The organism is Burkholderia sp. IMCC1007 (assembly GCF_027257875.1).
Lineage (GTDB): Bacteria > Pseudomonadota > Gammaproteobacteria > Burkholderiales > Burkholderiaceae > Burkholderia.
In genome coordinates this window covers 206,375-232,437 of the sequence record NZ_JAPVQY010000001.1, presented here as the reverse complement: position 1 = coordinate 232,437, position 26,063 = coordinate 206,375, and the positions used below count along the sequence as shown (strand labels likewise).

At 68.4% G+C, this 26,063-nt stretch carries 28 protein-coding genes and 1 riboswitch; of the genes, 13 read left to right on the top strand and 15 right to left on the bottom strand.

Translation table 11 applies throughout. From position 1 onward, the window contains the following. Window positions 1-23 precede the first annotated feature (23 nt). Entirely contained in the window at window positions 24-1,520 is a 1,497-nt protein-coding gene (locus tag O1Q03_RS01260; RefSeq protein ID WP_269501219.1) for an FAD-dependent oxidoreductase, read from the bottom strand. Window positions 1,521-1,819: 299 nt separating this feature from the next. Beyond that, a complete protein-coding gene (locus O1Q03_RS01255) occupies window positions 1,820-2,029 on the bottom strand; it encodes a hypothetical protein (protein WP_269501218.1) in 210 nt (69 codons plus the stop codon). Between the two features lie 446 nt (window positions 2,030-2,475). Between O1Q03_RS01255 and O1Q03_RS01250 the strand changes: the two genes are divergently transcribed. The 5 genes from O1Q03_RS01250 to O1Q03_RS01230 are packed head-to-tail and all read left to right on the top strand — an operon-like array spanning window position 2,476 to window position 5,885. Beyond that, window positions 2,476-2,892, top strand: coding sequence for a nuclear transport factor 2 family protein (locus O1Q03_RS01250; protein ID WP_269501217.1), 417 nt, complete (start codon window positions 2,476-2,478; stop codon window positions 2,890-2,892). Between the two features lie 3 nt (window positions 2,893-2,895). Next, on the top strand, window positions 2,896-3,753 hold the full coding sequence (locus tag O1Q03_RS01245; protein ID WP_269501216.1) for an SDR family NAD(P)-dependent oxidoreductase: 858 nt from the start codon (window positions 2,896-2,898) through the stop codon (window positions 3,751-3,753). 40 nt (window positions 3,754-3,793) lie between these two features. Beyond that, entirely contained in the window at window positions 3,794-4,552 is a 759-nt protein-coding gene (locus O1Q03_RS01240) for an SDR family oxidoreductase (protein ID WP_269501215.1), read from the top strand. Window positions 4,553-4,589: 37 nt separating this feature from the next. Beyond that, complete coding sequence (locus O1Q03_RS01235; protein WP_269501213.1) at window positions 4,590-4,928, top strand: SDR family NAD(P)-dependent oxidoreductase; 339 nt, start codon at window positions 4,590-4,592, stop codon at window positions 4,926-4,928. Window positions 4,929-4,979: 51 nt separating this feature from the next. Next, window positions 4,980-5,885 carry an NAD-dependent epimerase/dehydratase family protein gene (locus O1Q03_RS01230; RefSeq protein ID WP_269501211.1) on the top strand — a complete coding sequence of 302 codons (906 nt, stop codon included), beginning with the start codon at window positions 4,980-4,982 and terminating at the stop codon, window positions 5,883-5,885. 119 nt (window positions 5,886-6,004) lie between these two features. Here O1Q03_RS01230 and O1Q03_RS01225 read toward each other — a convergent pair whose 3' ends face one another. The 5 genes from O1Q03_RS01225 to O1Q03_RS01205 all read right to left on the bottom strand — a co-directional run bounded on the left by O1Q03_RS01225 (window position 6,005) and on the right by O1Q03_RS01205 (window position 11,469). Continuing rightward, window positions 6,005-7,870 carry a phosphoenolpyruvate carboxykinase (GTP) gene (locus O1Q03_RS01225; protein ID WP_269501210.1) on the bottom strand — a complete coding sequence of 622 codons (1,866 nt, stop codon included), beginning with the start codon at window positions 7,868-7,870 and terminating at the stop codon, window positions 6,005-6,007. A gap of 524 nt (window positions 7,871-8,394) precedes the next feature. Beyond that, entirely contained in the window at window positions 8,395-9,171 is a 777-nt protein-coding gene (locus O1Q03_RS01220; RefSeq protein WP_269501208.1) for a glucose 1-dehydrogenase, read from the bottom strand. Between the two features lie 114 nt (window positions 9,172-9,285). Continuing rightward, complete coding sequence (locus tag O1Q03_RS01215; protein ID WP_269501207.1) at window positions 9,286-10,041, bottom strand: SDR family NAD(P)-dependent oxidoreductase; 756 nt, start codon at window positions 10,039-10,041, stop codon at window positions 9,286-9,288. A 9-nt stretch (window positions 10,042-10,050) separates the two neighbouring features. Beyond that, complete coding sequence (locus tag O1Q03_RS01210) at window positions 10,051-10,917, bottom strand: SDR family NAD(P)-dependent oxidoreductase (RefSeq protein ID WP_269501206.1); 867 nt, start codon at window positions 10,915-10,917, stop codon at window positions 10,051-10,053. Window positions 10,918-10,968: 51 nt separating this feature from the next. Next, entirely contained in the window at window positions 10,969-11,469 is a 501-nt protein-coding gene (locus tag O1Q03_RS01205) for a nuclear transport factor 2 family protein (protein WP_269501205.1), read from the bottom strand. A 209-nt stretch (window positions 11,470-11,678) separates the two neighbouring features. On the opposite strand from O1Q03_RS01205, the gene O1Q03_RS01200 reads away from it, so the two are divergent. Together O1Q03_RS01200 and O1Q03_RS01195 are read left to right on the top strand one after the other, a co-directional pair. Next, the gene (locus O1Q03_RS01200) at window positions 11,679-12,218 is read left to right on the top strand and encodes a nuclear transport factor 2 family protein (RefSeq protein ID WP_269501204.1); all 540 of its coding nucleotides are present in this window, start codon (window positions 11,679-11,681) and stop codon (window positions 12,216-12,218) included. 50 nt (window positions 12,219-12,268) lie between these two features. Further along, a complete protein-coding gene (locus tag O1Q03_RS01195) occupies window positions 12,269-12,985 on the top strand; it encodes an EthD domain-containing protein (protein ID WP_098552016.1) in 717 nt (238 codons plus the stop codon). Window positions 12,986-13,057: 72 nt separating this feature from the next. Here O1Q03_RS01195 and O1Q03_RS01190 read toward each other — a convergent pair whose 3' ends face one another. Together O1Q03_RS01190 and O1Q03_RS01185 are read right to left on the bottom strand one after the other, a co-directional pair. Further along, window positions 13,058-14,641 carry an isocitrate lyase gene (locus tag O1Q03_RS01190; RefSeq protein WP_269501203.1) on the bottom strand — a complete coding sequence of 528 codons (1,584 nt, stop codon included), beginning with the start codon at window positions 14,639-14,641 and terminating at the stop codon, window positions 13,058-13,060. Between the two features lie 111 nt (window positions 14,642-14,752). Next, window positions 14,753-15,028, bottom strand: a complete 276-nt coding sequence (locus O1Q03_RS01185; protein WP_269501202.1) for a hypothetical protein — start codon at window positions 15,026-15,028, stop codon at window positions 14,753-14,755. A 25-nt stretch (window positions 15,029-15,053) separates the two neighbouring features. Between O1Q03_RS01185 and O1Q03_RS01180 the strand changes: the two genes are divergently transcribed. The 4 genes from O1Q03_RS01180 (at window position 15,054) to O1Q03_RS01165 (ending at window position 17,638) form a co-directional block, all read left to right on the top strand. Then, window positions 15,054-15,584, top strand: coding sequence for a YbaK/prolyl-tRNA synthetase associated domain-containing protein (locus O1Q03_RS01180; protein WP_269501201.1), 531 nt, complete (start codon window positions 15,054-15,056; stop codon window positions 15,582-15,584). Beyond that, the gene (locus O1Q03_RS01175) at window positions 15,581-16,219 is read left to right on the top strand and encodes a helix-turn-helix transcriptional regulator (RefSeq protein ID WP_269501200.1); all 639 of its coding nucleotides are present in this window, start codon (window positions 15,581-15,583) and stop codon (window positions 16,217-16,219) included. Before O1Q03_RS01180 ends, O1Q03_RS01175 begins: the two co-directional genes overlap by 4 nt. A 65-nt stretch (window positions 16,220-16,284) precedes the next feature. Continuing rightward, complete coding sequence (locus O1Q03_RS01170) at window positions 16,285-17,259, top strand: threo-3-hydroxy-L-aspartate ammonia-lyase (protein WP_269501199.1); 975 nt, start codon at window positions 16,285-16,287, stop codon at window positions 17,257-17,259. 130 nt (window positions 17,260-17,389) lie between these two features. After that, window positions 17,390-17,638: a hypothetical protein gene (locus tag O1Q03_RS01165; protein ID WP_269501198.1), complete on the top strand. Its 249-nt coding sequence runs from the start codon at window positions 17,390-17,392 to the stop codon at window positions 17,636-17,638. 50 nt (window positions 17,639-17,688) lie between these two features. Here O1Q03_RS01165 and O1Q03_RS01160 read toward each other — a convergent pair whose 3' ends face one another. From O1Q03_RS01160 to O1Q03_RS01140, 5 genes are all read right to left on the bottom strand, one after another. Beyond that, complete coding sequence (locus O1Q03_RS01160; protein WP_269501196.1) at window positions 17,689-18,513, bottom strand: SDR family NAD(P)-dependent oxidoreductase; 825 nt, start codon at window positions 18,511-18,513, stop codon at window positions 17,689-17,691. Between the two features lies 1 nt (window position 18,514). Further along, window positions 18,515-19,390 (bottom strand): SDR family NAD(P)-dependent oxidoreductase, encoded by an 876-nt coding sequence (locus O1Q03_RS01155; RefSeq protein ID WP_332112490.1) that lies wholly within the window; start codon window positions 19,388-19,390, stop codon window positions 18,515-18,517. Window positions 19,391-19,433: 43 nt separating this feature from the next. After that, window positions 19,434-20,426 carry an NADP-dependent oxidoreductase gene (locus O1Q03_RS01150; protein WP_269501195.1) on the bottom strand — a complete coding sequence of 331 codons (993 nt, stop codon included), beginning with the start codon at window positions 20,424-20,426 and terminating at the stop codon, window positions 19,434-19,436. 65 nt (window positions 20,427-20,491) lie between these two features. Next, the gene (locus O1Q03_RS01145; protein ID WP_269501194.1) at window positions 20,492-21,124 is read right to left on the bottom strand and encodes a Dabb family protein; all 633 of its coding nucleotides are present in this window, start codon (window positions 21,122-21,124) and stop codon (window positions 20,492-20,494) included. Then, window positions 21,114-21,476: a hypothetical protein gene (locus O1Q03_RS01140; protein ID WP_269501193.1), complete on the bottom strand. Its 363-nt coding sequence runs from the start codon at window positions 21,474-21,476 to the stop codon at window positions 21,114-21,116. Before O1Q03_RS01140 ends, O1Q03_RS01145 begins: the two co-directional genes overlap by 11 nt. A gap of 168 nt (window positions 21,477-21,644) precedes the next feature. Between O1Q03_RS01140 and O1Q03_RS01135 the strand changes: the two genes are divergently transcribed. After that, window positions 21,645-22,688: a helix-turn-helix transcriptional regulator gene (locus tag O1Q03_RS01135; protein WP_269501190.1), complete on the top strand. Its 1,044-nt coding sequence runs from the start codon at window positions 21,645-21,647 to the stop codon at window positions 22,686-22,688. A gap of 109 nt (window positions 22,689-22,797) precedes the next feature. Further along, a riboswitch (cobalamin riboswitch) is annotated at window positions 22,798-22,990 on the top strand. Between the two features lie 303 nt (window positions 22,991-23,293). Beyond that, entirely contained in the window at window positions 23,294-25,222 is a 1,929-nt protein-coding gene (locus tag O1Q03_RS01130; RefSeq protein ID WP_269501188.1) for a TonB-dependent receptor domain-containing protein, read from the top strand. Window positions 25,223-25,313: 91 nt separating this feature from the next. Here O1Q03_RS01130 and O1Q03_RS01125 read toward each other — a convergent pair whose 3' ends face one another. Beyond that, on the bottom strand, window positions 25,314-25,952 hold the full coding sequence (locus tag O1Q03_RS01125) for a LysE family translocator (RefSeq protein WP_269501187.1): 639 nt from the start codon (window positions 25,950-25,952) through the stop codon (window positions 25,314-25,316). Window positions 25,953-26,063 lie beyond the last annotated feature (111 nt).

The window sequence follows — 26,063 nt, the reverse complement described above, 5'->3', positions numbered from 1 at the left end:
CGTTTTTTCGGATGAACGCTGCGCTATGCCGCGCTGCGCAACGTGTCGGTCGCGCCCTGCGCCGCATGGCGGCCGGCCTGCCGGCCGAAGAACGTCGCGTCGGCCAGCGACAGCCCCGAGCTGTATCCGGCGCCCCAGCGCGGCAGCCCGCAGCTCGTGCGGCCGGCCGCATAGAGGCCCGGCACGGGGGTGCGCGTCGCGTCGAGCACCTGCCCGGTCGGCAGCGTATCGAGCCCCCCCAGCGTGAAATGCGGGTAGAACGCGTAGTCGATCCGGCAATCGAGCGCGACGAACGGCGGCTCGATCAGCGGCTTCAGCCATTTCTTCGCCTTGTGGAACAGCGGATCGACACCTTCGGCCGCATGACGGTTGTACACGTCGACGGTCGCCGTCAGCGTGCCGGCCGGCATCTGCAGGTCGCGCTCGACTTCTTCCCAGGTCTCGCCGGCCGCCGCGATGCCGATCCGCGCGATTGCCGGCGGCTCCTGGTAGGTCGCCTGATCGACCAGCAGGTAGATCCGGTCGTCGGCCTGATGGAACGCGTGATGACCGGTGCGACCGTGATAGCCGTCCTCGTTGATGAAACGCTGGCCGCACGCGTTCACGAAGATTCCGTAAATCAGCGATTCCGGCGCGTAGAACGGCAGGCTGACGAAGCCCTGGTCCATGTGGATCGCCGCGCCGCCCGCGCTCTGGCCGAGCAGGATGCCCGAACCGTCGTCGCCGGGGCTGCCGATCGGTTCGTCCGAGCGCAGCAGCTGCGGTGCGTGCCGGCGCACCATGTCGCGGTTCATCGCAAAGCCGCCGGCGCACAGGATCACTGCGCGGCGGGCACGCACGAAGGCCGTCTCGCCATACGCACGCAGCACGACGCCGCGCACCGCGCCGGCATCGTCGACGATCAGCGCAAGCGCGCGGCTGTCGTAGCGCGTCGCGACGCCGAGCGCCTGCACGCGCTCGGCCAGCACGCGCATCAGCATCTGCCCGCCGCCCCAGCCGGGCCATTGCGGCGTGTGGCCGCGCGGGCACGGCTTCGCGGCGTCGCTGAACGGCCACGCTTCCTCGCTGCCCGACCAGATCAGGCAGTCGTCGGTTTCCGGTTCGACGATCCGCTCGGGGACGAACGTGTTCTTGTACGTGAGGCCCTGCGCGACCAGCCAGTCGTGGTGCGCGAGGCTTTCATTCGCATAGACGCGCACCTTCGCTTCGTCGGCGTCGCGGCCGCCCGCGAGCATCAGGTAGCGGTACAGGTCCTCGGTTTCGTCGACGAAGCCGGCCTGACGCTGCGCCGGCGTGCCGCCGCTGCCGCCGAGGTAGATCTCGCCGCCGGACAGCGCGCTCGTGCCGCCGTAGCTCGATGCGCGTTCGACGATCAGCGTGTCGGCGCCGGCGCTCGCGGCTTCGATCGCCGCGCATGCGCCGGCTGCGCCGAAGCCGACGATCACGACGTCGTGTTCGGCGTCCCAGCGATGCACGTCGCGGGCGTTCAGGGGGCGGGTCAGGGAGTATTCGGATGACATGGGCGTGGATAGGCGTGAACGAAATGCGTGAAAGGCGATGGTGATGGTCGGGGCGGCGGCTCGCCCGGATACGAACGTCACCGCGCCGTGGAGGCCGGCACGGGCGTGCTGCGCCGTGAACGTGGGCCACCGCGTGACATCGCGCGGCGGCCGGGAATCGAATGACGAGAGACTGGATCGGCAATGCAACTCGGCCGATGCGCAGCGAAGGCGCGATGGCCTTCGCGCAAGCGGTTCGTACGCCGCCGCACCCGTATCGCGGCGGCATCCTTCCGACACGGCGCGCGGCCGCGCCGGCGTCACATGCCGCGCAATGCGGCGAAACCGAAGTGCGACGGATCGATCGGCACGCAACCGATCGGCAGGCCGTTCTGGTCGACCGAGCGGCACTGCAGGATGCCGGCCGCATACGGCGGCGACGGAACGTGATCGGCACCGTATCGCGCCATCGCCATCGCAGCGAACATGCCCATCGCCAGTACGCACAGCTTGCGAGTCGTGAGTCTCATGATCGTCGTCTCCTTCCGTTGACCGCTCCCGCGGTTCGAATCCGGCTCGGTGGCAACAGCACCGGATGACTGCACGGTAGCCAGCGCCGCGCCGACGGCCATCGTCCATTTCGACTAGGGGCAAACGCGAGGCACGCACCCGACACGCTTCCGCATCGCAACATCGCGCGTGGTAGCGCGCCGAGACGAAGGGAAAGAAATATCGGCGAGTGCCTTGCCGGAGCAGCGCCCTCGTCCTCCGACGAATGTCGAATCACGCGCACTGCATCGCACCATCGGACGATGCACGGTCGTCGCTCCCGGTGTTTTCCCCGACCCGCACCCTGCTCCGTATGGATGATGAGGATCGACCGGTCCGATGCGAACCTGCGCATCGACGTCGCAATGCCGCCGCGTCCGCATGCGCGGCGTGGCCGACGCTTTCCGTTCATCCACGGGAGTACCGCATGACCGATTCGAATCCCCGCCACGCGCTGTACGAACTCGCGTGCCGTTACGCGCAAGCCGTCGACCGGCGCGACTGGCCGCGCCTCGCCGCGCTCTTCACCGCCGACGCGCAGCTCGACGGCCCCGGTTTCCGCTTCGACGACCGCGACGCGATCGTCGCCGGCATGCGCGTAATCGAGCGCTACGACGCGACCCAGCATCACGTGCACAACCAGCTCGTCACGCTCGACGGCGGCGAGGCCGACGTCGAGACGTACGGCGTCGCATGCCACGTCTACGTGCGCGACGGCGTGAAGCGCAAGCTTGACTGGGGGCTCCGCTATCGCGACCGCTGCGTGTTCGACGGCGCGGCGTGGCGTTTCGCCGCGCGCACGCTGCACGTCGACTGGTCGCAAGACCTGCCGCTGGAGGGCTGAACGATGCGCGCATCACTCTCCCTCACCGGCCGCACCGCGCTCGTCACGGGCGGCGCGGGCGGCATCGGCGCGGCCTGCGCGCACGCGCTCGTCGCCGACGGCGCAGCCGTCGTATTGATGGGCCGCCGCCGCGACGCGCTCGAACGCGCGCAGCGGCAACTGACCGATGCGGTGCCCGGCAGCCGCGTCGCGATCCATGCGGGCGACGCGTGCGACGAAGCCGATCTGCAGACAGCGCTCGACGTCGCGTGGGCGCTCGACGGCCGTCTCGACATCGTCGTGCCGACGGTCGGCGGTGCCGGTTTCCGGCCGCTGCTGATGCACGACGCCGCGAGCTTTGGCGCGGAAATCGACCTCAACCTGCAGAGCGCATTCGTCGCGATCCGGCATGCCGCGCCGCGGCTCGCCGACAGCGGCGGCGGCGCGATCGTCTGCATCTCGTCGACCGCCGCGCACATCAATTTCCGCTGGCTGTCCGCGTACTGCACCGCGAAGGCCGCCCTCGAAGCGCTGGTGCGCGGCGCGGCCGAGGAACTGGCCGGCGCGAGGATCCGCGTGAACGCCGTCCGCCCGGGCCTCACGCGCTCGGAAGCGACCGCGCCGATGTTCGACAACCAGCCGCTCGTCGACAGCTTCCTCGAACAGATTCCGCTCGGCACGCTCGGCGAACCCGAAGCGATCGCGCATGCGGTGCGTTATCTCGCGGGCCCCGAATCGGGCTGGGTCACGGGACAGAGCTTCGCGGTCGATGGCGGCCATGAACTGCGCACCAACCCGCGCGTCGACGACACGATCGCGCAGCTCTACGGCGCGGCCGCACTCGACGCGGTCAAGGCCGGTCGCGCACCGGGCGTCGCATGAGCGGCCGCCTTCCTTCAACGTCACGGGAATTCGACAGGACATGAATCGAGTCGCAAACAAGGTCGCGCTGATCACCGGCGCGGCAAGCGGCGTCGGCCGCGCGGATGCGCTGCTGCTCGCCGCCGAAGGCGCGCGCGTGGTGCTCACCGACATCGACGAGGACGCGGGCCTCGCACTCGCGCGCGAAATCGGCGACGCGGCGCTGTTCGTGCGCCACGACATCGCCGACGAAGACGGCTGGCGGCACGCGATCGCGGCGACGCTCGAACGTTTCGGCCGCCTCGACGTGCTCGTCAACAACGCGGCGATCTGCCCGGTCGGCTCGATCGAGGATACGAGCCTCGACACGTGGCGCCGCGTGATGCGCACCAACGCGGACGGCTATTTCCTCGGCTGCCAGTACGCGATCGGCGCGATGAAAGGCAACGACACGCCGGGCTCGATCGTGATGATGTCGTCGGTCGCCGCGCTCGGCGGGCTGCCGATGATGTGCGCGTACACCGGCTCGAAAGGCGCGGTGACGGCGCTCGCGCGCAGCGTGGCCGTGCACTGCAAGCGCAGCGGCTACCGGATCCGCTGCAACTCGATTCATCCGGACGGGATCTGGACGCCGATGACGCAGGCGCTGATGCCCGGCCTCGACCCGGCCGAGCTCGGCATCGGCCACGATCCGATGGCGCGCATGTGCGATCCGCAGGACGTCGCGAATCTCGTGCTGTTCCTCGCGTCCGACGAATCGCGTTTCGTGAACGGCGCGGAGCTGCGGATCGACAACGCGCAACTCGTGTCGTCGCTGTGACGCGGCGCGCCGCTTTTCCGATTCCCGGAGGGTTCCGATGATTTCATTCACCGGCAAGGCCGTGCTGGTCACCGGCGGCGGCGCAGGCATCGGCCGCGCATGTGCGGAGGCCTTCGGCGCGGCGGGCGCGCGCGTCGCGGTCGCCGAGATCGATCCGGCCCGCGCGCAGGACGTGCGCCACGCGCTCGAAGCCGCGGGCGTCGATGCGCTGGTCGGCACCGTCGACGTGACGCGTCGCGACGAGGTCGACGCGTGGGTCACCGGCACGACGCTGCACGTGGACGGCGGCGCCCTCGCCGCGGCCGGCTGGTATCGCGACCCGAACGGCTTCTGGACCAACATGCCGGTCGTCACCGGCAACGGCTTCAATTTCTGAGCGGCATCCGTTCATTTGATACGGCGCACCTGCGCCGTCACCGGAGACACCATGAAAATCCTGATCATCGGCGGCACCGGCCTCATCGGCGGCCACGCCGCGCTGCACCTGCACGCGCAGGGCAACCACGTGACGCTCGCCGCGCGCAAACCGCCCGCGCCGGGCAGCGCGCTCGCGCCATTCGACGTGCTGCTGCGCGACTACGTGGCCGGCAACTTCACGCGCGACGATCTCGCGCCGTTCGACGCGATCGTGTTCGCGGCCGGCAACGACATTCGTCACCTGCCGCCGGGCACCGACGAAGCCGCGCACTGGGAGCGCGCGAACGTCGAGGCAGTGCCGCGCTTCTTCGCGCTGGCGCGCGAGGCCGGCGTGAAGCGCGCGGTGCTGGTCGGCAGCTTCTATCCGCAGGTCGCACCGGCGCTGGTCGACAGCGTGCCGTACGTGCGCTCGCGCCATCTCGCCGACGAACGCGTGCGCGCGCTCGCAACGCCATCGTTCGCGGTGTGCAGCGTCAATGCGCCGTTCGTGGTCGGGTCGGTGCCCGGGCTGCGCAACGAGATGTTCGCCGCGTACACGGGCTATGCGCAGGGCAAGCTCGCCGGGTTGCCGGTATACGGGCCGGCCGGCGGCAGCAACTTCATCTCGACGCAATCGCTGTCGGAAGCGATCTGGGGCGCGCTGCAGCGCGGCGAAGCCGGCAAGGCCTATCTCGTCGGCGACGAGAACCTGAGCTTCGCCGATTACTTCGCGGCGTTCTTCCGCGCGGCCGGCAATCCGCAGACGATACCGTCGCTCGACCAGGAACATCCGCTGCTGCCGGATCTCGCGATCTATACGGGGCGCGGCAACGTCGTGTCGTACGAGCCCGATCCGGCCGATAGCGCGCTGCTGCGCTACCGGCGCGGCGACGTGCAGCGCGCGGTGAACGAAGTCGTCGCGCATTACGGCGCGTAAGCGTCCAACGCAACGCATCCGCCACGAAAGCGCCGCGTAAACGGCGACGTCCCGCCGCCGGCAATGCCTGCCGGCGGCGGGACGTTCGATCCATTACTCCGCTGCGTCGCGGCGGATCGTCAACCGCCGATGCGCTGTTCGATCTTGTGCATCGTGTCGGTCAGCTCGGCGGGCAGCCGCAGCTTCAGCGTGTCGAACAGTTCCGCGTGCAGCTTCAGCTCGTCGCGCCATTCGTCCGCGTTCATCGACGTCACCGAATCGAACTGCTCGCGCGTGAAGTCGAGCCCGTCCCAATGCAGGTCGTCATAGGCCGGCGACACGCCGAACGCGTGCTCGCCGCCGCCGCCGTTGCCTTCGAGACGATCGAGCATCCACTTCAGCACGCGCATGTTCTCGCCGAAACCCGGCCACACGAACTTGCCGTCCGCATCCTTGCGGAACCAGTTCACGCAGTAGATCTTCGGCAGCGTCGCGCCCGCGGCTTCGAGCTGCTTGCCGAGCTTCAGCCAGTGCGCGAAATAGTCGCTGACGTTGTAGCCGCAGAACGGCAGCATCGCGAACGGGTCGCGGCGCACGACGCCTTGCTGGCCGACGGCCGCGGCGGTCGTCTCCGAGCCCATCGTCGCGGCCATGTACACGCCTTCGACCCAGTCGCGCGCTTCGGTCACGAGCGGCACGGTCGTCGAGCGGCGGCCGCCGAAGATGAACGCGTCGATCGGCACGCCGGCCGGGTTTTCCCAGTCGTCGTCGATCGACGGGCATTGCGACGCCGGCGCGGTGAAGCGCGAGTTCGGATGCGCGGCCTTGCGGCCGGTTTCCTTGCCGATTTCAGGCGTCCACGGGTTGCCCTGCCAGTCGGTCAGCTTCGCGGGCGGCGTGTCGGTCAGCCCTTCCCACCACACGTCGCCGTCTTCCGTCAGCGCGACGTTCGTGAAGATCACGTTTTCCTTCAGCGTCGAGATCGCGTTCGGGTTGGTCTTCACGCCGGTGCCCGGCGCGACGCCGAAGAAGCCGGCTTCCGGGTTGATCGCGTACAGGCGGCCGTCGCGGCCCGGCTTCAGCCACGCGATGTCGTCGCCGATCGTCGTGACCTTCCAGCCGTCGAAGCCCTGCGGCGGAATCAGCATCGCGAAGTTGGTCTTGCCGCACGCGGACGGGAACGCCGCCGCGACGTGATACTTCTTGCCGGCCGGCGACGTCACGCCGAGGATCAGCATGTGTTCGGCGAGCCAGCCCTGGTCGCGGCCCATCGTCGACGCGATGCGCAGCGCGAAGCACTTCTTGCCGAGCAGCGCGTTGCCGCCGTAGCCCGAGCCGAAGCTCCAGATCTCGCGCGTATCGGGGAAGTGCACGATGTACTTCACCGGATTGCACGGCCACGGCACGTCCTTCTGCCCCGCTTCGAGCGGATGGCCGACGCTGTGCACGCACGGCACGAAATCGCCGTCGTCGCCGAGCACGTCGTACACGTCGCGGCCCATGCGCGTCATGATCCGCATGTTGACGGCCACGTACGGGCTGTCGGACAGCTCGACGCCGACGTGTGCGATCGGCGAGCCGAGCGGGCCCATCGAGAACGGCACGACGTACAGCGTGCGGCCGCGCATCGAGCCGCGGAACAGCCCGTTCAGCGTCTCGCGCATTTCTTCCGGCGCGATCCAGTTGTTGGTCGGACCGACGTCGTCGGGCGACTCCGTGCAGATGAAGGTGCGATCCTCGACGCGCGCGACGTCCGACGGATCGGATTGCGCGAGATACGAGTTCGGGCGCTTCGCCGGGTTCAGCCGGGTCAGCGTGCCCTGGTCGACCATCGCCTGGCAGAGCGCGTCGTTTTCTTCCTGCGAGCCGTCACACCACACGACGCGGTCGGGTTCGGTGAGCGCCGCGATGCGCGACACCCAGTCGATCAGCTTGCGGTGTTTGACGAATGCCGGGGGAGCGATCAGCGGGCCGTGTGTTGCTTCGGCCATGGTGTTTTGCGACATGGGGATGTCTCCAGATTATTGGGCGGGGATGGGGGATGCGGGACGTGCCCGCGAGATGAGAAATGCGATCGGAGCGCAGCGTGCGGCGACGCGCAAGGCGGAACACGCGAGCGGAGCGCGTATCGATGCCGCGATGCGGGCGAGAGAATGTGGTGTCTCTTGTGAGAATGCGAACACGAGTTTCGCCATACAAGCAACCTGCCGTACAACTCCATGCCGGCCAGCATACCATCGCCGTTATTGGGCGGGCGTTGCGTTGCAACAAGAAACAACTGTGACGGCGTGCCGGCATGGCGCTTGCCGGCAGCTTCTTTTTACCGCGTGTACGCGGTCGATTTGGGGACGAAACCGCTGGAACGTCCGTCCGGCAAGGGTTTCGCGACGACGGAAAAAACGGGCCGACGCATTCGCGCGCACGCACGCGAACCCGTTTGGCCCGAATTCGCGTTTTCGCTACTCAGGCAAACCCTGAATTAGGTTGCGTACACAAACATCCGTCGCGAACGCGTTGTGTGCGCTACCGCTCAAAACGGCGCGCCCGGCAATCCGGGGTAATACGCGCCGGCGGCCATCCCGCCGTCGACGGACAGTTCGGCGCCGTTGCAGTAAGACGCTTCGTCGCTCGCGAGAAACAGCGTCGCGCGCGCGATTTCGCCGGGCAGGCCGACGCGCTGCAGCGGCACGTGCGCGTAATGCTTGTTGACCTCGTCGAGCGGCGCGCCGGTCGGATTCGACATCGCGGTGTTCACGCCGCCCGGATGAATCGAATTCACGCGCACGCCCTGATGCCCCAGTTCGAGCGCCGCGACCTTCGTCAACCCGCGCACGCCCCACTTGCTCGACACGTACGCGGCGAGCGCGTTCACGCCGCGCAGCCCGTCCACCGACGAGATGTTGACGATCGACCCGCTCTTCTGCGCGATCATCCGCGGTGCGACCGTGTGGATGCCGACGAACGTGCCGACGAGATTGATCGACACCGCGCGCTCGAAATCGCGTTTCGACAATTCGGTGATCGCGCCGAACATCAGCACCGCCGCGTTGTTGACGAGCACGTCGATGCGGCCGAACTGCTCGACGGTCGCATCGGCCACGCGTTGCCAGCTCGCTTCGTCGGCCACGTCGAGCCGCATGAAGCGCGCGGCATCGCCGAGTTCGCGCGCGAGCGCTTCGCCTTCCGCATCGAGCACGTCGCCGATCACGACGCGTGCGCCTTCTTCGACGAACAGCCGGCACGTCGCCGCACCCATGCCGCGTGCGCCGCCCGTGACGATCGCTACCTTCCCTTCCAGTCGACCCATGTCGTCCTCTGCCTGATTCTTCCGATTCCCGATTACCGTTTGCCGGCTGCGGCGCGCTCCCATGCGCACGCAGGCGGCCCCATGCGACGCGAGGCGGCCACGCCGCGCTCGCCGTCAGCCCCAGTACGCCTGCCCGCCGTCGAGCGGCAACGTCGCGCCCGTCAGATACGCGGCGTCGCGGCTCGCGAGAAACACGATCGCGCGCCCGATGTCCTGCTCGCAGTCGCCGACGCGACCGAGCGGGATCGTGCGGAAGAACGCGGCGGCTTCGTCGGGGTTCGCATCGACCCAGCCCTTCAGCCCCGGCGACAGCGCGTGCGGCGCGACCGCATTCACGCGGATGCCGTCGACGCCCCATTCGCAGGCGGCCGCCCGCGTGAGCGCGCGAATCGCTTCCTTGGTCGCCGCATACGCGCCGTAACCCGACGCATCCCAGCGCACCGCGGCCGACGACGCGAAATTGACGATCACGCCGTCGCCCTTCAGATGCGGATGGCACGCGCGCATCATCCGCAGCGTCGCGATCGGCCCCGACTCGAGGCCCGCGAGAAAATCCGCGTCGCTCACGTCGAGCAGGCGGCCGAGCGGCACGACCTGCGCGTTGTTGATGAGGATCTGCACGCCGCGAAAACGCTCGACGACCGCGTCGACGCACTGCGCGATCTGTTCGGCATCCATCACGTCGCAGACGAACGGCTCGGCCACACCGCCGCGCGCGCGAATCGCGTCGCACGTCGCGACCAGCTTGTCGCGCGTGCGGCCGACCACGGCCACCGCCGCGCCTTCGCCCGCGAGCGCCAGCGCGACGCCTTGTCCGACACCCTGCCCCGCGCCCGTCACGAGCGCGACCTTGCCTTCGAGCATGCCCATGCGCGCTCCTTACGCGACGATCGCCGGATGCGCCTGCACGGGGCCGCCGAGCAGGTCGCGATACGACGGCGGCCGCTTGCCGTCGAGATCCGCGATGCCGTACTGCAGCGCGGCTTCCGCGCCGACCAGCACGTGCCCGGACAGCGCCATGCGTTGCGGATCGGCATGAATCGCGTGGATCACGCGGCCGGTGAATTCCGGGCTTTCGGCGACCAGGGAAAATTCCTTGTACAGATCGGGATGCTCGTCCCACACGCGCGTCGTGCGCTCGGTGCGCAGCGGGCCCATCCAGATCGACACCGCGGCGACGTCGTACGGCTTCAGGTCGACCGCCATGTCCTTCGCGAACTTGTCGACGCCGGACTTCTGCGCGCCGTATGCCGCGCCGTGCATGTAGCAGCTCGCGCCGAACGACGACGTGAACGCGATCAGCCCGCTGCGGCGCTTCGCCATCAGCGGCGCCGCATGCCAGCTCGCCACGTATGCCGAGCGCAGCCCGACGTCGAGGATGTTCACGAGGTCGAGCGACTTCTCCCAGAACGGCCCCGGCAGGATCAGCTGATCGTGCAGATAGGTCGCGTTGTTGACGAGGATGTCGAGCCGCCCGCTGTCGCGTTCGACACGCTCGAACAGCGCCTGCACCTGCGCGTCGTCCGCGTGGTCGCACGCGACCGCGATTCCGCGACCGCCGAGCGCATCGATCTCGCGCGCGGTCTCGTGGATCGTGCCGGGCAGCGGCGCATCACCTTCGTTCTGCGAGCGGCCCGTCACATAGACGGTCATGCCGGCCGCGCCGAGTGCGCGCGCGATGCCCTTGCCCGCGCCGCGCGACGCACCCGTCACGACGGCGACCGGCGCCTCGTGGTTCTGTGTCATGTTCGATGTCTCCTGGGAAATGGTCTCAACCGACGCGAGCGGTGCGCGTCGTCACATCGCGGGCGGCTGCGCGCCGGCGAACAGTACGCGCGGCGCATCGCCGTCGTAGCGGGCGGACAGCGTCGACGTGACGACGCAGCGCGTGGCCGCGATCTTCCATTCGCCGTCGACCTTCCGGTATTCGTCGTCGTAGGTCGCGCCGAGCTGCGTGAGCGTGCGCGCGTTCGTATCGAGCATCTGGTAATGCAGCCCCCACGTGCCGCGTGCATGCGTGTCGTCGAGCACGGTGATGTCGGGGTTCACGCCGTGGTGCATCTCGACGATGTGCGGATGGCAGCCGAGCCGCTCGAACACGTCGACGAGCGCGTCGCGATGCTCGAACGTGCCGATCCGGCCGTAGTCGATGTGCACGGTGCCGGGCGCGAAACAGTCGCGCATGCCCTGCGGATCCTTCCGGTCGCAGCACGTGAAGTAGCGGGCCTTCAGGCGGCGGATCGCATCGGCGTCCTCGAGCCTGCGTACGCGCACTTCCATTCGTTCGATCGGGATCATGCCGTCTCCTTGGTCTCGTGTGCGCGGATCGAAGCCGCGTCGACGCCACGTTACAGGCGCACGAGATCGCGGCCATCACCTGTTTGGATGAATCCGGCGGTTTGCATCGGCGGGCGCCGACAGCGCCGTCGCGGCGTTCGTCCGAACAGACGATGTGACGCGGGCGGCTTCGTTCCTACCATCGAACGACACCACCACGAGATACGGCGATGGACGACACGACCCGCACGCTGTTCGAATACGAGCAGATCCGCCAGCTGAAGTACCGGTATTTCCGCGCGATCGACACGCACGACTGGTCGCTGCTCGAACAATGCGTGACCGACGACTGCGAAGTAAGGCTGCAAGGCGGCCGCTATGCATACGACGGCCGCGACGCGTTCGTGTCGAGCCTGCGCGCGCTGATCGGCAAGCCGACCTTCCTGACGATGCATCACGGCCATCACCCCGAGCTCACGCTGGTCTCAGCCGAACACGCGTGCGGCGTGTGGTTTCTCGAGGATCACGCGATCAATCTCGAGGACAACTATCTGGTGCACGGCACCGCGTTCTACGACGACCAGTACGTGAAGCGCGACGGCATGTGGCGCATTCACGCGACGCGCCACGAGCGGCTGTTCGAAACCGTCACGTCGCCGATTCCGCCGTCGTTCACGCTGACCGCGAACCGGTTCGCGCCGGGCGCGCGCGACGCGGCCGCTTCAGTGGCTTCGGCCGTTTCGGCCGGTTCCACCGTCAACGCTTCCTGAAACCCGGCGGCAGCGCCGCCAATCCCGTCATTCCCTCTGGAGCCGGAGCAATGGAGAAAGTCATTTACGTATTGTGGCGCGACGCGCAGGTCGCGCCCGATCAGTGGAGCCGCAGCGTGCGCGCGCAGCTCGCGGACAAGCTGTTGTCGCTCGGCGCGCACGGCGTGCAGGCGAACGTCGCCGATGCCGACGTCGCGCCGGCCGCCGCGCTGAAGCAGACCAATACGCACCCGGGCATCGACGGCATCGTCGCGGTATGGCTCGACAGCGCGAACCCGATGTTCCGCCAGCCGTTCGACGACGCGGTGCGCGCGGTCGTCCCGCACATGGCCGCGTATCTCGTCACCGAATCGCAGCCGATTCCGAACACGCGTTTTCCGGCGCGGCCGGGCGAACGCACGAGCGGATTTTCGCAGCTCGCATTTCTGAAGCGCCCGCCGCGGCTCACGCACGAAGCGTGGCTCGACGTGTGGCACGGTCATCACACGCGCGTCGCGATCGATACGCAGGACAACTTCCTGTACGTGCAGAACGTGGTCGTGCGTGCGCTCACGCATGCGGCGCCCGGCTACGACGCGATCGTCGAGGAGTGCTTCCCGGCCGCGGCGATGACCGATCCGCACGCGTTCTTCGATGCGGTCGGCGACGAGGAGAAATTCCAGCGCAACGTGGCGGAGATGATGGACAGCTGCGGACGCTTCATCGATTTCGACAAGATCGACGTGGTGCCGACGAGCCAGTACGTCGTGAAGGCGGTGCGCGGATAACACGCGAAGATCGCGCGCACAAAAAAACGCCAATCCCGAAGGATTGGCGTTGTGCTTCTGGGCGGACGATGATCAGAACTGGTTCATCGTGTTGTCCTTGCCCGCCGCCTTCAGCGCTGCTTCGCCGCTGAAGTATTCCTTGTGGTCGTCGCCGATATCCGAGCCGGACATGTTCTGGTGCTTGACGCACGCGATGCCCTGACGGATTTCCTTGCGCTGCACGCCGGCCACGTAGCCGAGCATGCCCTGGTCGCCGAAGTATTCCTTGGCCAGGTTGTCGGTCGACAGCGCAGCCGTGTGGTACGTCGGCAGCGTGATCAGGTGGTGGAAGATGCCGGCTTCACGCGATGCATCGGCCTGGAACGTGCGGATCTTCTCGTCGGCGATCTTCGCCAGTTCCGTCTCGTCGTACTCGACGCTCATCAGGCGAGCGCGGTCGTATGCCGACACGTCCTTGCCTTCGGCCTGCATCGCGTCGTACGCCTGCTGACGGAAGTTCAGCGTCCAGTTGAACGACGGGCTGTTGTTGTACACGAGCTTCGCGTTCGGGATCACCTTGCGGATTTCGCTGACCATGCCGCCGATCTGCGCGATGTGCGGTTTTTCGGTTTCGATCCACAGCAGGTCGGCGCCGTTCTGCAGCGACGTGATGCAGTCCAGCACGCAACGCGCTTCACCCGTGCCCGGGCGGAACTGGAACAGGTTGCTCGGCAGGCGCTTCGGACGCAGCAGCTTGCCGTCGCGCTTGATCACGACGTCACCGTTGCCGAGCTGGTCGGCCGACAGCTCTTCGCAGTCGAGGAACGAATTGTATTGATCGCCCAGGTCGCCCGGCGTGTTCGTCACGGCGATCTGCTTGGTCAGGCCGGCGCCGAGCGAGTCGGTACGCGCAACGATGATGCCGTCGTCCACGCCCAGCTCGAGGAACGCGTAGCGGATCGCGCGGATCTTCGCGAGGAAATCTTCGTGCGGCACCGTGACCTTGCCGTCCTGGTGGCCGCACTGCTTCTCGTCGGACACCTGGTTCTCGATCTGGATGCAGCATGCGCCTGCTTCGATGAACTGCTTGGCCAGCAGGTACGTTGCTTCCGCGTTGCCGAAGCCGGCGTCGATGTCGGCGATGATCGGCACGACGTGCGTCACGTGGTTGTCGATCTTTTCCTGGATCGCGGCCTTGGCAGCGGCGTCCGTCGCGGCATCGAGCTCGCGGAACAGGCCGCCGAGCTCGCGGGCGTCAGCCTGGCGCAGGAACGTGTACAGCTCGCGGATCAGCGCGCTGACCGAGGTCTTTTCGTGCATCGACTGGTCCGGCAGCGGGCCGAATTCCGAGCGCAGCGCGGCGACCATCCAGCCCGACAGATACAGGTAGCGGCGTTCGGTGCTGTTGAAGTGCTTCTTGATCGAGATCATCTTCTGCTGGCCGATGAAGCCGTGCCAGCAGCCCAGCGACTGCGTGTACTTGGCCGGGTCGGCGTCGTACGCGGCCATGTCGGCGCGCATGATCTTCGCGGTGTATCTGGCGATGTCGAGGCCCGTCTTGAACTTGTTCTGGGCGCGCATGCGGGCAGCGGATTCCGGATTGATGGCATTCCACGCGCTGCCTTGCTTCTCCTTCAAACCAGCCACTGCCTTGATGTCGTCTTGATATTGGGACATGTCTATCTCCTGGGAACGAAGCGCATTTGAGTAAAGGGTTCAGCCTGCCCGCCCCGTGTGACGAAGCGAACTGCATGGACTCAATGGTAATGCCGCCCGGCGCGCTGTCGATCAACTCTTATATAAGACATAAGATATAAATTTCGCTGATTTTTCAATGAGATAAGCGACCCGTTTTGCGATGCAAAACAGGTTTTCAAGCCGCGGGAAGGCGGCGCGACGGAAATTCGCCGCGCATTTCGCGATACGGAATGGCCTTTCGGCAATTGGTGGGACGACAAACATCGCGATCCGTGCTTCGGGCTTTTGCCAGCCGTATGACAAAACATCTATACTTGGACGATCCATCGACGGCGCAGTACGATGCGCCGCCTTCGCGTGCCGCAATCCGCGCCCTCCTGCCCACGACGACATGAGCGACTACCCCGTTTTCGATGCCCTGTGCGACCTGCTGAATACGTCCGACGCGCGCTTCCGCGTGCTCGAGCATCCGGCCGAAGGCAAATCCGACGTGATCGCCGCGATTCGCGGCACACGTCCCGAACAGGGCGCGAAGGCGATGCTCTGCACGTTCAAGGACGGCGGCGACGGCGCCGCGCTCGCGGTGATCCCCGGTCATCTGAAGATCGATTTCCGGAAAGTCGCCGACGCGCTCGGCCGCCGCAAGGCGACGCTCGCGCCGCCCGAGCTGGCGGCCGCCGTCACGCGCTGCGTGATGGGCGCCGTGCCGCCGTTCGTGTTCGATGCGAACGTGACGCTCGTCGTCGATCCCGCGCTGATCGAACGCAACGACGAGATCGCGTTCAACGCAGGCCGTCTCGACCGTTCCGTCGTGCTCGATGCGTCCGACTACGTGCGCATCGCCCGCCCGCTGCTGGCCGACATCACGCGGCCGGAAACCATCGACGCGACCGACGCACCGTCGCTGCAGGCGAGCGCATGAGCACGCCCCGCAACACGCCGCAGGCGGAACAGGCGTCGCTGATCGAACAGGTGCAGCGCATCGCCGAAGGGCTCGGCGCGATGTTCGCGCCGTTCACCGAGGTCGTCGTGCACGACCTGCGCACGCCCGAGCACGCGATTCTCGCGATCCACAACAACCTGTCCGGCCGCGCGGTCGGCGATCCGGCGACCGAACTCGGCCTCGCGCGCATCGCCGACGACGACTTCCCGCAGGTACTCGCGAACTACGCGAACCGTTTCGCCGACGGCCGCACCGCGAAGAGCACGTCGATCGGGATCAAGGATTCGAGCGGCCGCTACGTGGCCGCGCTATGCCTGAATGCCGACGTCACGCTGTTCCGCGGCTTCCAGGGGATGCTGAGCCAGTTCTGCAGCACGGAGGGCGAACCGGTCGCCGAAACGCTCGACCCGGCCGGCGCGGACGCGATCCGGCAGCGCATCGACGCGTTCGCGACGCGCCTCGCGACCACGCCGCGCGAACTGAAGACCGACCAGCGCCGCGAGCTGATGCAGATGCTGAAGACCGACGGCTTCCTCGAGGTGCGCCGCGCGATGGAAATCGTGTCGCAGCATCTCGGCGTATCGCGGGCCACCGTATACAACGATGCGAAATGACGCGATGCGCATGCGCGCGCCGCTGACCTGTTGACCTGTTGACCGCCCCTTCCGACGAGCGACCCATGAACACTCCGACCCTCCCCACCTACGACGACGTCGCGGCCGCCGCGGCGCGGCTCGAAGGCCACGCGCACCGCACGCCCGTGATGACGTCGCGCACGATCGACGAAGCGCTCGGCGCGCAGGTGTTCTTCAAGTGCGAGAACCTGCAGCGCATGGGTGCGTTCAAGTTCCGCGGCGCGTTCAACGCGCTGTCGCGCTTCGACGCGACGCAGCGCCGCAACGGCGTCGTCGCCTTCTCGTCGGGCAACCATGCGCAGGCGATTGCGCTGTCGGCGCGCATTCTGGGCATTCCGGCGACGATCGTGATGCCGCACGACGCGCCGGCCGCGAAGGTGGCCGCCACGCGCGGCTACGGCGGCAACGTGGTGACCTACGATCGCTACACCGAGGACCGCGAGCAGATCGGCCGCGATCTCGCTGAAAAGCACGGGCTCACGCTGATTCCGCCCTACGACCACGCGGACGTGATCGCGGGCCAGGGCACGGCGGCGAAGGAACTATTCGACGAGGTCGGGCCGCTCGACGCCGTGTTCACGCCGCTCGGCGGCGGCGGCCTGCTGTCGGGCACCGCGCTCGCGACGCGCGCGCTGTCGCCGCACGCGAAGCTGTACGGCGTCGAGCCGGAAGCCGGCAACGACGGCCAGCAGTCGTTCCGCTCGGGGTCGATCGTCCATATCGACACGCCGCGCACGATCGCCGACGGCGCGCAGACGCAGCACCTGGGTAACCTGACGTTCCCGATCCTGCGGCGCGACGTCGACGACATCCTGACCGCGACCGATGCGGAACTGGTCGACTGCATGCGCTTTTTCGCGACCCGTATGAAGATTGTCGTCGAGCCGACCGGCTGCCTGTCGTTCGCGGCCGCACGCCGGATGAAGGACCAGTTGCAAGGCAAACGCGTGGGCATCGTGATCAGCGGCGGCAACGTCGATCTCGAGAATTTCTGCGCGCTGGCAGGCGCGGCCGCATGACCGCCGCGGCGCGCGGATGACACGATGAAGCGCTCGTCATCCGTGCGCCGTCACTCCTTCACGTCGCGTTAAGTTTCGCGACCTAGACTCATTGCGTGGTCCCGCAGTCAGTCGTGAAGAAGGAGTCACCATGAACACGCACGCGATCGTCGCTGCCGCCCTCGCGGCCGCATCCCTCTCGGCGTTCGCTCAACCGGGCGTGACGTCATCCGGTTTTCCCGCTGTGTCGCCGCGCGACGTCGTCGCGCGGCCCGTCCACCGCTCGCCCGCCGCGCTGCCGCACGCCGGCTTCGTGCTCGCGAAGATCGATCAGAACAATACGCCGCCCGATCGCGGTAGCGATCCTTCCGGCCGCGCACGCGGCGGCACGCATATGTAACGCGGCACGAGCCGGCCGCGCCGGTCGGCCGGACCGCCCGCGTCATGCCATCACAACGACGGCAGCGACGGATCGCGGGCGGCGAGGATGTCGTCGGTGCGCCGCTGCAGCGCGCCGTCGATCGTCTCCGGCTGCGGAATCAGCCAGTAGCGCCCGTCGCGAATGCCGTCGAACACCCGCGCCGCGAACGCGTCGGGCGTGAGGCCGTGCGCGTTCAGCATCGAGCGCATCGTATCGACGAAGCCTTGCACTTCCGGCCGGTCGTGCGCGGCGCCGAACGGGTCGTTGAAGATGCCGCTCTGCACCGGCCCCGGCGCGAGCAGCGACACGCCGACCGGCGCGCCGAGCATCTTCAGTTCGCCGTACAGCGATTCGGTCAGCGCGACTACCGCGAACTTCGTCGCCGAGTAAGGCGACATCAGCGGGCTCGGCAGGAAGCCGCCCACCGACGCCGTATTCACGATGCGCGCCGGCACGTTGCGCGCCAGCATGCGCGGCACGAAGCTGCGGATCCCGTTCATCACGCCGTGCACGTTGATCGCGAAGCTGCGCTCGAACCGTTCCGGCGTGATTTCCCAGCTGAAGCCGGTCGCCATCACGCCCGCGTTGTTGAACAGCAGGTCGACGCCGCCGAAGCGCTGCCATGCGGCGTCGGCCAGCGCGTCGACGGCCTGCGGCCGGCTGACGTCGGTCGGCACGCACAGCACGTCGGTGTCGAGCGTCGCGGCAAACGCGTCGAGCTTCGCCGGGTCGAGGTCGGCCAGTACGACACGCATGCCGAGCGCGGCCGCGTGGCGCGCGAGCCCGCTGCCGATGCCGCTGGCCGCGCCGGTGATCACGGCGGTACCGCCGTCGAAGCGAATCGAAGTCGTCATGTCAGCGTCCTGTCGGGTCGATGTGCGGATGGGCATACGCGGGAATCACGGGCGGCGGCAACGGCGTGCGGCCGTCGAGCGAACGCACCGCGAGCCCCTGCGACAGCGGGAAATGCAGGCTGTGCGTGACGAGGCCCGTGCGCTCGCGCGCCGGCAGGCTGCACAGCGCCAGCGCGGTTTCCGCGAGATACGCGACATCTTCGGTCGGATAGCCTTCCGGGATATAGCGCGCCGCGCCCGGCGTGCGGATCGCGGTGCTCGGCGCGACCAGGTTCACCGCGATGCCGTCGGCTTCGAGTTCGGCCGCGAGCCCCTGCGTGAAGCGCGACAGCGCGGCCTTGACCGCCGCATAGACGGTCGCGCCGCCCGCGCGCGCGAACGCGTCGAACGGCCGCAGCGGCGCGAGCGCGGTGACCGACCCGACGTTGACGATCCATCCGGCGCCGCGTGCGCGCATCAGCGGAATCGCGGCCTGGGCCAGCGCGAACGGGATGCGCAGATAGTGTTCGACCGTCGTGTCGAACATCGCCATCGGCATCGCGTCGACGCATGCGTAGTCGGCCACGCCCGCGTTGTTCACGAGGATGTCGAGGCCGCCGGCCGCGTCGGCCGCGCGTGCGACGAGCGCGTCGCGCTCGGCCGGGTTCGACAGATCGGCAGCCAGCGCGATCGCGCGGCCGCCTGCCTGTTCGATCAGCGCGACCGTTTCGGCGAGCGTGCCGGCAGTCGTTGCCGATTGCGTGAGGCTGCGCGCCGTCACGACGACGGTCGCGCCCTCGGACGCGAGGCGCTGCGCGATCGCGCGGCCGATGCCGCGGCTCGCGCCCGTCACGAGTGCGCACTTGCCCGCGAGTTGTGCGGTTCGGGTGTCGGTCATGGTGTCTCCGGTGAAGGGGGTATTCGGTGCGACGCGGAAGGTTTCAGCCCGCGATATCCGCAACGTGCAGCACGAACTTGGTTTTCGCGTCGCCCGTTTGAACGAGATCGAGCGCCCGCGCGGCCTGTTCGAGCGGAAAACTGTCGAAGCGCGGCACGCGCAACGCACGCGTGCCGAGCCGTTCGGCGATCAGGCCGAGCGTCGCGCCGCTCGGCATCCGGCTGTAGGTCAGCGCGGTGCGCAGGCCGCGCGTGCCGGCCTCGGCCGCCGTCGCGGCGAGCCGCTCCGCCTCGCCGGCCGCGAGCGTCATGATGCTGACGAGCGTGCCGCCCGGCGCAAGCAGATCGAGCGCGGCGGGCAGCGTGTCGCCGCCGACCGCGTCCAGCACGAGATCGACGCCGCCCGGCGCCCACGCGCGCACGGCCGCGGCGATGTCCTCCGCGCGATAGTCGATGCTCAGCGCCGCGCCGAGCGATTCGACGGTCGCGCGATTGCGCGCCGAGCATGTCGCCGCGACGCGCGCGCCCGCCTGGGCGGCAAGCTGGATCGCGAACGTGCCGACCGCGCCCGCGCCGCCATGCACGAGCACCGTCTGCCCGGCACGCAGCCCGCCGTCGTCGAACAGGCCGGCCCACGCGGCCAGCGCGGGCGTCGGGGTGGCGGCTGCTGCCGCGAAGCCGACCGCGTCGGGCAGGCGCACGACCGAGTCGTGGCGCACCGCGACGTATTCCGCATAGGCGCCCCAGCGCCCGGCGCCGACGTCGGTCTGCGCGAACACACGCATCCCCGGTGCGAAGCCTTCGACGCCCTCGCCGACCGCTTCGACCACGCCGGCCGCATCGAAGCCGATCACGAACGGGAACGCGATCTGCATGAACGCGCCGAGATAGCCTTCACGGCATTTCCAGTCGGCGGGATTGACGCCCGCGTACGCGACGCGGATCAGCACGTCGCCGGGGCCCGGCTGCGGTGCGGGAACGTCGGCCAGTCGCAGCGCGTCGGCATGGCCGACGCGGTCGATCAGCAAGGCTCGCATGGGGGTGTCTCCTGTCCTGTATTGATGTTCGATATGTCGTATGGATCGGGATCGCCCGCTGCGCGTCATGCCGCCGTGTCGGCCAGCAGGCTCGACGCGAGCGGACAGAACGCGTGCGAGATCGCATCGACGCTCCAGTCGGGGCTTTCGGCGTCGAACCGGCGATCGACCCAGCCCCAGTGGTACGGATGCAGCAGGTATTCGCCGAGCAGATCGTCGACGCGCGCGAATTCCTGTTGCCACACGTGCGTCCATGCGCGCGGCGCGGCGATCCGGCTCAGCCGCCAGTTGCGAATGCCGGGCATGAACGCGGGCATGCGCAGCAACTCGTGCTCGAGTGCGGCAACCTGCGTGTCGTCGGCCTGTGGCCGCACGCGCAGCATCAGCGTGCGCCACACGCCGCCGCGCAGCGCCGGTTCGCGCAGGCCGCCGCCGATCGGCTGGCACGCGGCGCCGTCGATCCGCACGACACCCGGCAGCGCGGCCAGCGCGGTGAAATCCGTTGCGTGGCCCGCTGTGCTTTCGTCGCGCAGCACGTCGAGCGTGTAGTCGCCCGCGCCGCAGCATCCGTCGAGATTGCGCTCGAGCGTCACGCGGGTAGCGCCGGGCAGCGCGTGCGCCGCATCACGTAGCGCCCGTCCGGTTGCGCCGGCATCGGCGGTCGCCGAAACGAATACCTGGGCCGTGTCATGCCGCATGGTCGGCCTCCGTCAGCGCGGGCAGCTGCGGCAGCGTCGGCAGCGGCGCGTCGGCGTCCGTCATCACATGGCGGCGGCGGGCGTCGCACAGCGCGTCGACGGCCATCCAGAACGCGACCACGCCGGCATCGGTGAGCGCGCGCATCCGGTAGTACGCGCGCGCATCGGCAACCTGCCATGTCAGCCACAGCGTGCTCGGCTGCCCCGGCACCGCGACGGGCGGCGACACCCAGCGGCCGGCGGCCGCCAGCCCGCGCGCCGCATGGCCCGGCAAATAGCGGTCGCGCAGCAGCGCAAGCACGTCGGGAATGCGCTCGGGCGCGAGCGTGATTTCGTCTACGATCTGGATCATTCGCGTGTCGTCTCGGGTGGTTCTGGCGGGATGCGATGCCGGCCGCCTACGCCGTTCCGGCGAGGCCGGCAGCGATCGGCGTGGATAGCATTGTTGCGTGGCGACGGCGCGTGGACCCCTACCGGCGCAATCACCGGCCCCTGTCGTCGCGATCAGAACGGGAGACACATGAAACAGCGCGCACTGCCGGCCAGCGGCCGCGTGCTGCCGGGCCTCGGCGCACGGCTGCTCGACGAACTGACGCGCAGCGGCGCGCCGCCGGCGCGACCGCACGCAATGCCGGCCGCCGTGGTTGCCGCGACCACGCCCGGCGGCTTCGTCGCGCTGTACCGCGACGCGATCGAGCGGCTCGAGGCGCAGGTCGCGCGCGGCGACGGCCATCCGCCGATGCGCAAGCAGGAAGTCGACCTGATGTGCCGTTGCCTGCTCAGCTGCGCGACGCTCGCCGATGCGATCCGTTGCGCGGCCGAGTTCTGCGAGATGCTGACGCCGCGTGCCGGCGTGCTGTCGCTAGCGGTGCGCGACGGCCGCGCGACGTTCCGGATGGATTCGCTGCGTCGTACGCGCAGCCCGGCCGCGTGTCTCGTCGACCTGACCGGCCTGTTCTGCTATCTGCAGCTGTTCGGCTGGCTCATCGGGCAGCCGCTGCGGCCGCACGAAGTGTGGCTCGGCCATCCGCGCCGCGACGATGCGATGCCGCTGCTCGGACTGTTCAATGCGCCAGTCGACGTCGGCCGCAAAACCTACGGTTTCGCGTTCGACGCGGCGCGGCTCGATGCGCGCGTGATCCGGCAGCCGGGCGAACTCGACGCGTTTCTCGTCGACTTTCCGTTTCGTCTGATCGATGCGGCGCCCGCCGTCGTGTCATGGGCGCAGCAGGTGCGCGGCTTTCTCGACGCGGCGCTCGCACGCGAGCAGGCGCTGCCGGCGCTCGCGGAACTGGCCGCGTGGCTCGGCGTCAGCGACGCCACGTTGCGGCGGCGGCTGGCGGCCGAAGGCAGCGGCTATCACGTGTTGCGCGAGCAGTGTCTCGCCGACGTCGCGCGACGCTGCCTGCGCGAGTCTGACTGGCCGATCGCGCGGATCGCCGCGCACCTCGGCTTCGGCGGCGAGGAAGCATTCCGCCGGGCATTCGTGCGGTGGACGGGTGTCGCGCCGAGCCGGTTCCGGCGCACTTGCGTGGCCGCCGACGGGTCGTTTCATCAGACGTGAAGCGCGCTCCGAGCGCCGTACAAGAAAGGCTGCAGAAAGAATCCGGCGCAGAGTGACGTTTTTTCGCATCCCGTTCGCACCGGCAATTGACGCGCCGGAGCGCTCGCCATTACGCTTGCGCGCTGATGGTTCCCGGAGACGGGATCAAAAGGGAACGCAGCAGAGGCAACGCCTCGAATCTGCGGCTGCCCCCGCAACTGTAAGCGGCGAATCCGCGCTACCGCATGCCACTGGGAAACCGGGAAGGCCGGCGCGAATCACGACCCGCGAGCCAGGAGACCTGCCATCGACCCGAGGTCCAAGCAGCCGCACCGGGCGGGGTGTCCCGATGCGCCCAGGCACCGCCTTTGGCGGCGCTCGTTGCATGGACGGCCCGACCTCAGGACCCATCCGATGTCCCCGCTTTCCGAACCCGCTTCCACGCCGGAAGCATCGCGCCGACCTGCCGCCGGCATGCGCGGCGTGTCCGCGCACATATGCGGCGTCGCGATACGCGACGACCGGCCACGCTGTCCGATCGCACGATAAACCGACAAGAACGCACGCGGCACTCGCTGCGCCACGCTGACGCTCGCTGTACGCAACACCCTCACGCTCGCTGCCTCATGAACCTTCGCCACCTCCTTGCCACGTCCGCCGCCACGGCGCTGCTCTCCCCGCTCGCCCACGCCGCCGGCGACACGGCGATCGCACCGCCGCCGCAGGCGACCGACAGCGCCGACCTGCCGACGATCAGCGTGACCGATACGCGCCACCTGCCCGAGTCGTTCGACCAGCGCTACGCGACGACGCAGGTGCTCACGCGCACCGACCTCGACCGGCTGTCGCCGAGCGATCCGAGCATCACGCAGGCGCTCGCGACGCTGCCCGGCGTCACCGTCTCGCAGACCGGCGGCCCGGGCGCGTCCGCGTCGGTCAGCATCCGCGGCTCGTCGGCCAGTCAGGTCGCGGTGTTCATCGACGGGATCCGGATCGGCTCGCCGACTACCGGCATCGCGCCGTGGGCGGACCTGCCGACCGACGCGTTCGAGCGCGTCGAAGTGATTTCGGGGCCGGCTGCCGCATCGTTCGGCGCGAACGCGATGGGTGGCGTCGTGCAGCTGTTCACGCGCCGCGCCGCCAACCAGCCGAACCAGACCACCGTGTCGTTCGGCGGCGGCTCGAACAAGACGTTCGACACGCAGTTGCGCACGTCGGGCACGGTGCCGTCCACCGGCCCGCTCGCGGCGCTCGGCGGCCTCACCTACTCGCTCGGGCTGCACGACTACAACACGGCCGGCATCGACGCGACGCGGCCCGTGTTGCCGTACCACGAGGACGGCCGCAACCCGTATCACGCGCAGGACCTCGATGCGCGCGTCGGCTACGCGCGCGACAACTGGTCGATCTCGACGTTCGCGCTGTATCACCGCTCCGACCTGTCCTACGACAACGCCGGCTATGCGAATCGCCAGCTCGATCATCAGCTGACGACCGGCATCGCGTTCCATCTCGACATCACGCCCGACACGCAGTTCGACCAGTCGTTCGGTTATGCGAACGACCGCCAGTTCCTGTATGCGAGCGCCCCGACCATCCCGACCGACCAGATCAACTCGCAGCGCATCACGTCGTCGACGTCGCTGACGCATCAGGAGCACGGGTTCCGCCTGTTCGGGCTGCCCTTGTCGGGCGAGACGAAGCTCGCGTACGACTTCACGCGCGAACAGGCATTCCTGCCGATCGACGTTCCGGACGGCGTACCGACGCGCAACGATTCGGCGTTCTCGCTGCATCAGTCGGCGACGCTCGGCAGCGTGACGATGTTCGTCGCGGGCCGCCATGAAATCATCGCCGGCCAAGCGGTGAACACCGGCAACGCGGCGCTGTCGTGGGCGATCACGCCGGTGTACACGGCGCGCGTGTCGTACGGCAACGCGTTCCGCCTGCCGAGCTTCAACGACCTGTACTACCCCGGCTACGGCAATCCGGACCTGAGGCCGGAGCGCAGCGATTCGATCGAGGCCGCGCTCGACGCGAACACGTCGTACGGCACGTTCACCGCCGCGATCTACGACACGCGCGTGAACAACCTGATCGCGTACAACCCCGCGACGTTCTCGCCGATCAACATCGGCCGCACGCATATCCGCGGCATCGACCTGTCGTACAAGGGGACGATCGGCCGCTACACGCCCGTGAGCGTCGCGATCGGCCTGCTGGATCCGCAGGACGAAACCCACGACAGCTGGCTCAACCGCCGGCCGCGCCAGACGGTCAGCGTGAACGTCGATCACACGTGGGACGAGCTGCACCTGCACGCGCTGAGCACGGGCGCGTCGCTGAACTACGGCGGCACGACGTTCGACGATCCGGCCAACACGACCTACCTGCCGTCGTACCTGACGGTGAACCTGCGCGCGTCGTACCGGATCAACTCGCACCTGACCGTGTCGGCGACGCTGTCGAACCTGTTCGACCGCCAGTACATGACCGCGTACGGCTACAACACGCTCGGCCGCACCGCGTTCGGCAAGGTCAGCTATATGTTCTGACGCCCGGCCGCCCGCGCGTCGGCGCGCGCGGGCGCGGGCGCGGATCCGTCCGCATCGAGCGAATGCGTTCGTAGCGCACCGCAGTTCCTCTTCACGACCAGACGACGCCGCGCACGCCCGCTATCAGCTGAATCGCGCCGAACCCTGCGATCACGACGGCCGACACACGCGACAGCCCGTGCATGAACGCGCCGGACATCTTCGTGCGCAGCGCGGCGGTCGCACCGCTCAGGCACAGCCACCACGCGGCAGACCCCGCGAACACACCGGCGACCATCGGCGCGACGGTCATCCATATCGCACCGTCCGGCGCCGCCGACAGCGGCCCCAGCGCCGCGAAAATCCCGATGAACGACACGATCGTCATCGGGTTCGACAGCGTCAGGCCGAAGGTCGTCAGGAAGTCGCGCAGCACGGTCGTACGCGCTCCGTCGCGCTGCACGGCCGCCGCGGCCGGCGCCTGGCGCGCGATGGACCACCCCAGCCACACGAGGAACGCGCCGCCGCCGATCTTCAGCGCGACGGTCAGCATCGGGAGCGCGGTGGCGATGCCCGCGACGCCCAGCGCGCCGAGCAGCCCGTAGATCGCATCCGCGCAGGCCGCGCCGATGCCGGTGGCGAACCCCGCCTGAAATCCACGGGTCAGGCTGCGCTGGATGCACAGCATGCCGATCGGGCCGACCGGCACCGCGATCGACAATCCGATCACGACGGACTTGATGAACAGCATGGCCGGCTCCTTGCGTCAGGCAGTGGGGATGTATCGGCATCGTAGGGAAAATCCGATCGCCGCTGAAGAAGGTTTTTAAGGAAAAATGGCTGTTTCACCTTAAATACTCCA

Coding starts and splice junctions, on each gene's coding strand:
- O1Q03_RS01255 (WP_269501218.1), bottom strand. CDS start 2,029: ATGAGACTCACGACTCGCAAGCTGTGCGTACTGGCGATGGGCATGTTC.
- O1Q03_RS01210 (WP_269501206.1), bottom strand. CDS start 10,917: ATGACACAGAACCACGAGGCGCCGGTCGCCGTCGTGACGGGTGCGTCG.
- O1Q03_RS01130 (WP_269501188.1), top strand. CDS start 23,294: ATGAACCTTCGCCACCTCCTTGCCACGTCCGCCGCCACGGCGCTGCTC.
- O1Q03_RS01195 (WP_098552016.1), top strand. CDS start 12,269: ATGGAGAAAGTCATTTACGTATTGTGGCGCGACGCGCAGGTCGCGCCC.
- O1Q03_RS01200 (WP_269501204.1), top strand. CDS start 11,679: ATGGACGACACGACCCGCACGCTGTTCGAATACGAGCAGATCCGCCAG.
- O1Q03_RS01170 (WP_269501199.1), top strand. CDS start 16,285: ATGAACACTCCGACCCTCCCCACCTACGACGACGTCGCGGCCGCCGCG.
- O1Q03_RS01260 (WP_269501219.1), bottom strand. CDS start 1,520: ATGTCATCCGAATACTCCCTGACCCGCCCCCTGAACGCCCGCGACGTG.
- O1Q03_RS01215 (WP_269501207.1), bottom strand. CDS start 10,041: ATGGGCATGCTCGAAGGCAAGGTCGCGCTCGTGACGGGCGCGGGGCAG.
- O1Q03_RS01230 (WP_269501211.1), top strand. CDS start 4,980: ATGAAAATCCTGATCATCGGCGGCACCGGCCTCATCGGCGGCCACGCC.
- O1Q03_RS01155 (WP_332112490.1), bottom strand. CDS start 19,390: ATGACCGACACCCGAACCGCACAACTCGCGGGCAAGTGCGCACTCGTG.
- O1Q03_RS01220 (WP_269501208.1), bottom strand. CDS start 9,171: ATGGGTCGACTGGAAGGGAAGGTAGCGATCGTCACGGGCGGCGCACGC.
- O1Q03_RS01240 (WP_269501215.1), top strand. CDS start 3,794: ATGAATCGAGTCGCAAACAAGGTCGCGCTGATCACCGGCGCGGCAAGC.
- O1Q03_RS01165 (WP_269501198.1), top strand. CDS start 17,390: ATGAACACGCACGCGATCGTCGCTGCCGCCCTCGCGGCCGCATCCCTC.
- O1Q03_RS01180 (WP_269501201.1), top strand. CDS start 15,054: ATGAGCGACTACCCCGTTTTCGATGCCCTGTGCGACCTGCTGAATACG.
- O1Q03_RS01235 (WP_269501213.1), top strand. CDS start 4,590: ATGATTTCATTCACCGGCAAGGCCGTGCTGGTCACCGGCGGCGGCGCA.
- O1Q03_RS01135 (WP_269501190.1), top strand. CDS start 21,645: ATGAAACAGCGCGCACTGCCGGCCAGCGGCCGCGTGCTGCCGGGCCTC.
- O1Q03_RS01160 (WP_269501196.1), bottom strand. CDS start 18,513: ATGACGACTTCGATTCGCTTCGACGGCGGTACCGCCGTGATCACCGGC.
- O1Q03_RS01175 (WP_269501200.1), top strand. CDS start 15,581: ATGAGCACGCCCCGCAACACGCCGCAGGCGGAACAGGCGTCGCTGATC.
- O1Q03_RS01190 (WP_269501203.1), bottom strand. CDS start 14,641: ATGTCCCAATATCAAGACGACATCAAGGCAGTGGCTGGTTTGAAGGAG.
- O1Q03_RS01125 (WP_269501187.1), bottom strand. CDS start 25,952: ATGCTGTTCATCAAGTCCGTCGTGATCGGATTGTCGATCGCGGTGCCG.
- O1Q03_RS01145 (WP_269501194.1), bottom strand. CDS start 21,124: ATGCGGCATGACACGGCCCAGGTATTCGTTTCGGCGACCGCCGATGCC.
- O1Q03_RS01205 (WP_269501205.1), bottom strand. CDS start 11,469: ATGATCCCGATCGAACGAATGGAAGTGCGCGTACGCAGGCTCGAGGAC.
- O1Q03_RS01250 (WP_269501217.1), top strand. CDS start 2,476: ATGACCGATTCGAATCCCCGCCACGCGCTGTACGAACTCGCGTGCCGT.
- O1Q03_RS01150 (WP_269501195.1), bottom strand. CDS start 20,426: ATGCGAGCCTTGCTGATCGACCGCGTCGGCCATGCCGACGCGCTGCGA.
- O1Q03_RS01140 (WP_269501193.1), bottom strand. CDS start 21,476: ATGATCCAGATCGTAGACGAAATCACGCTCGCGCCCGAGCGCATTCCC.
- O1Q03_RS01245 (WP_269501216.1), top strand. CDS start 2,896: ATGCGCGCATCACTCTCCCTCACCGGCCGCACCGCGCTCGTCACGGGC.
- O1Q03_RS01225 (WP_269501210.1), bottom strand. CDS start 7,870: ATGTCGCAAAACACCATGGCCGAAGCAACACACGGCCCGCTGATCGCT.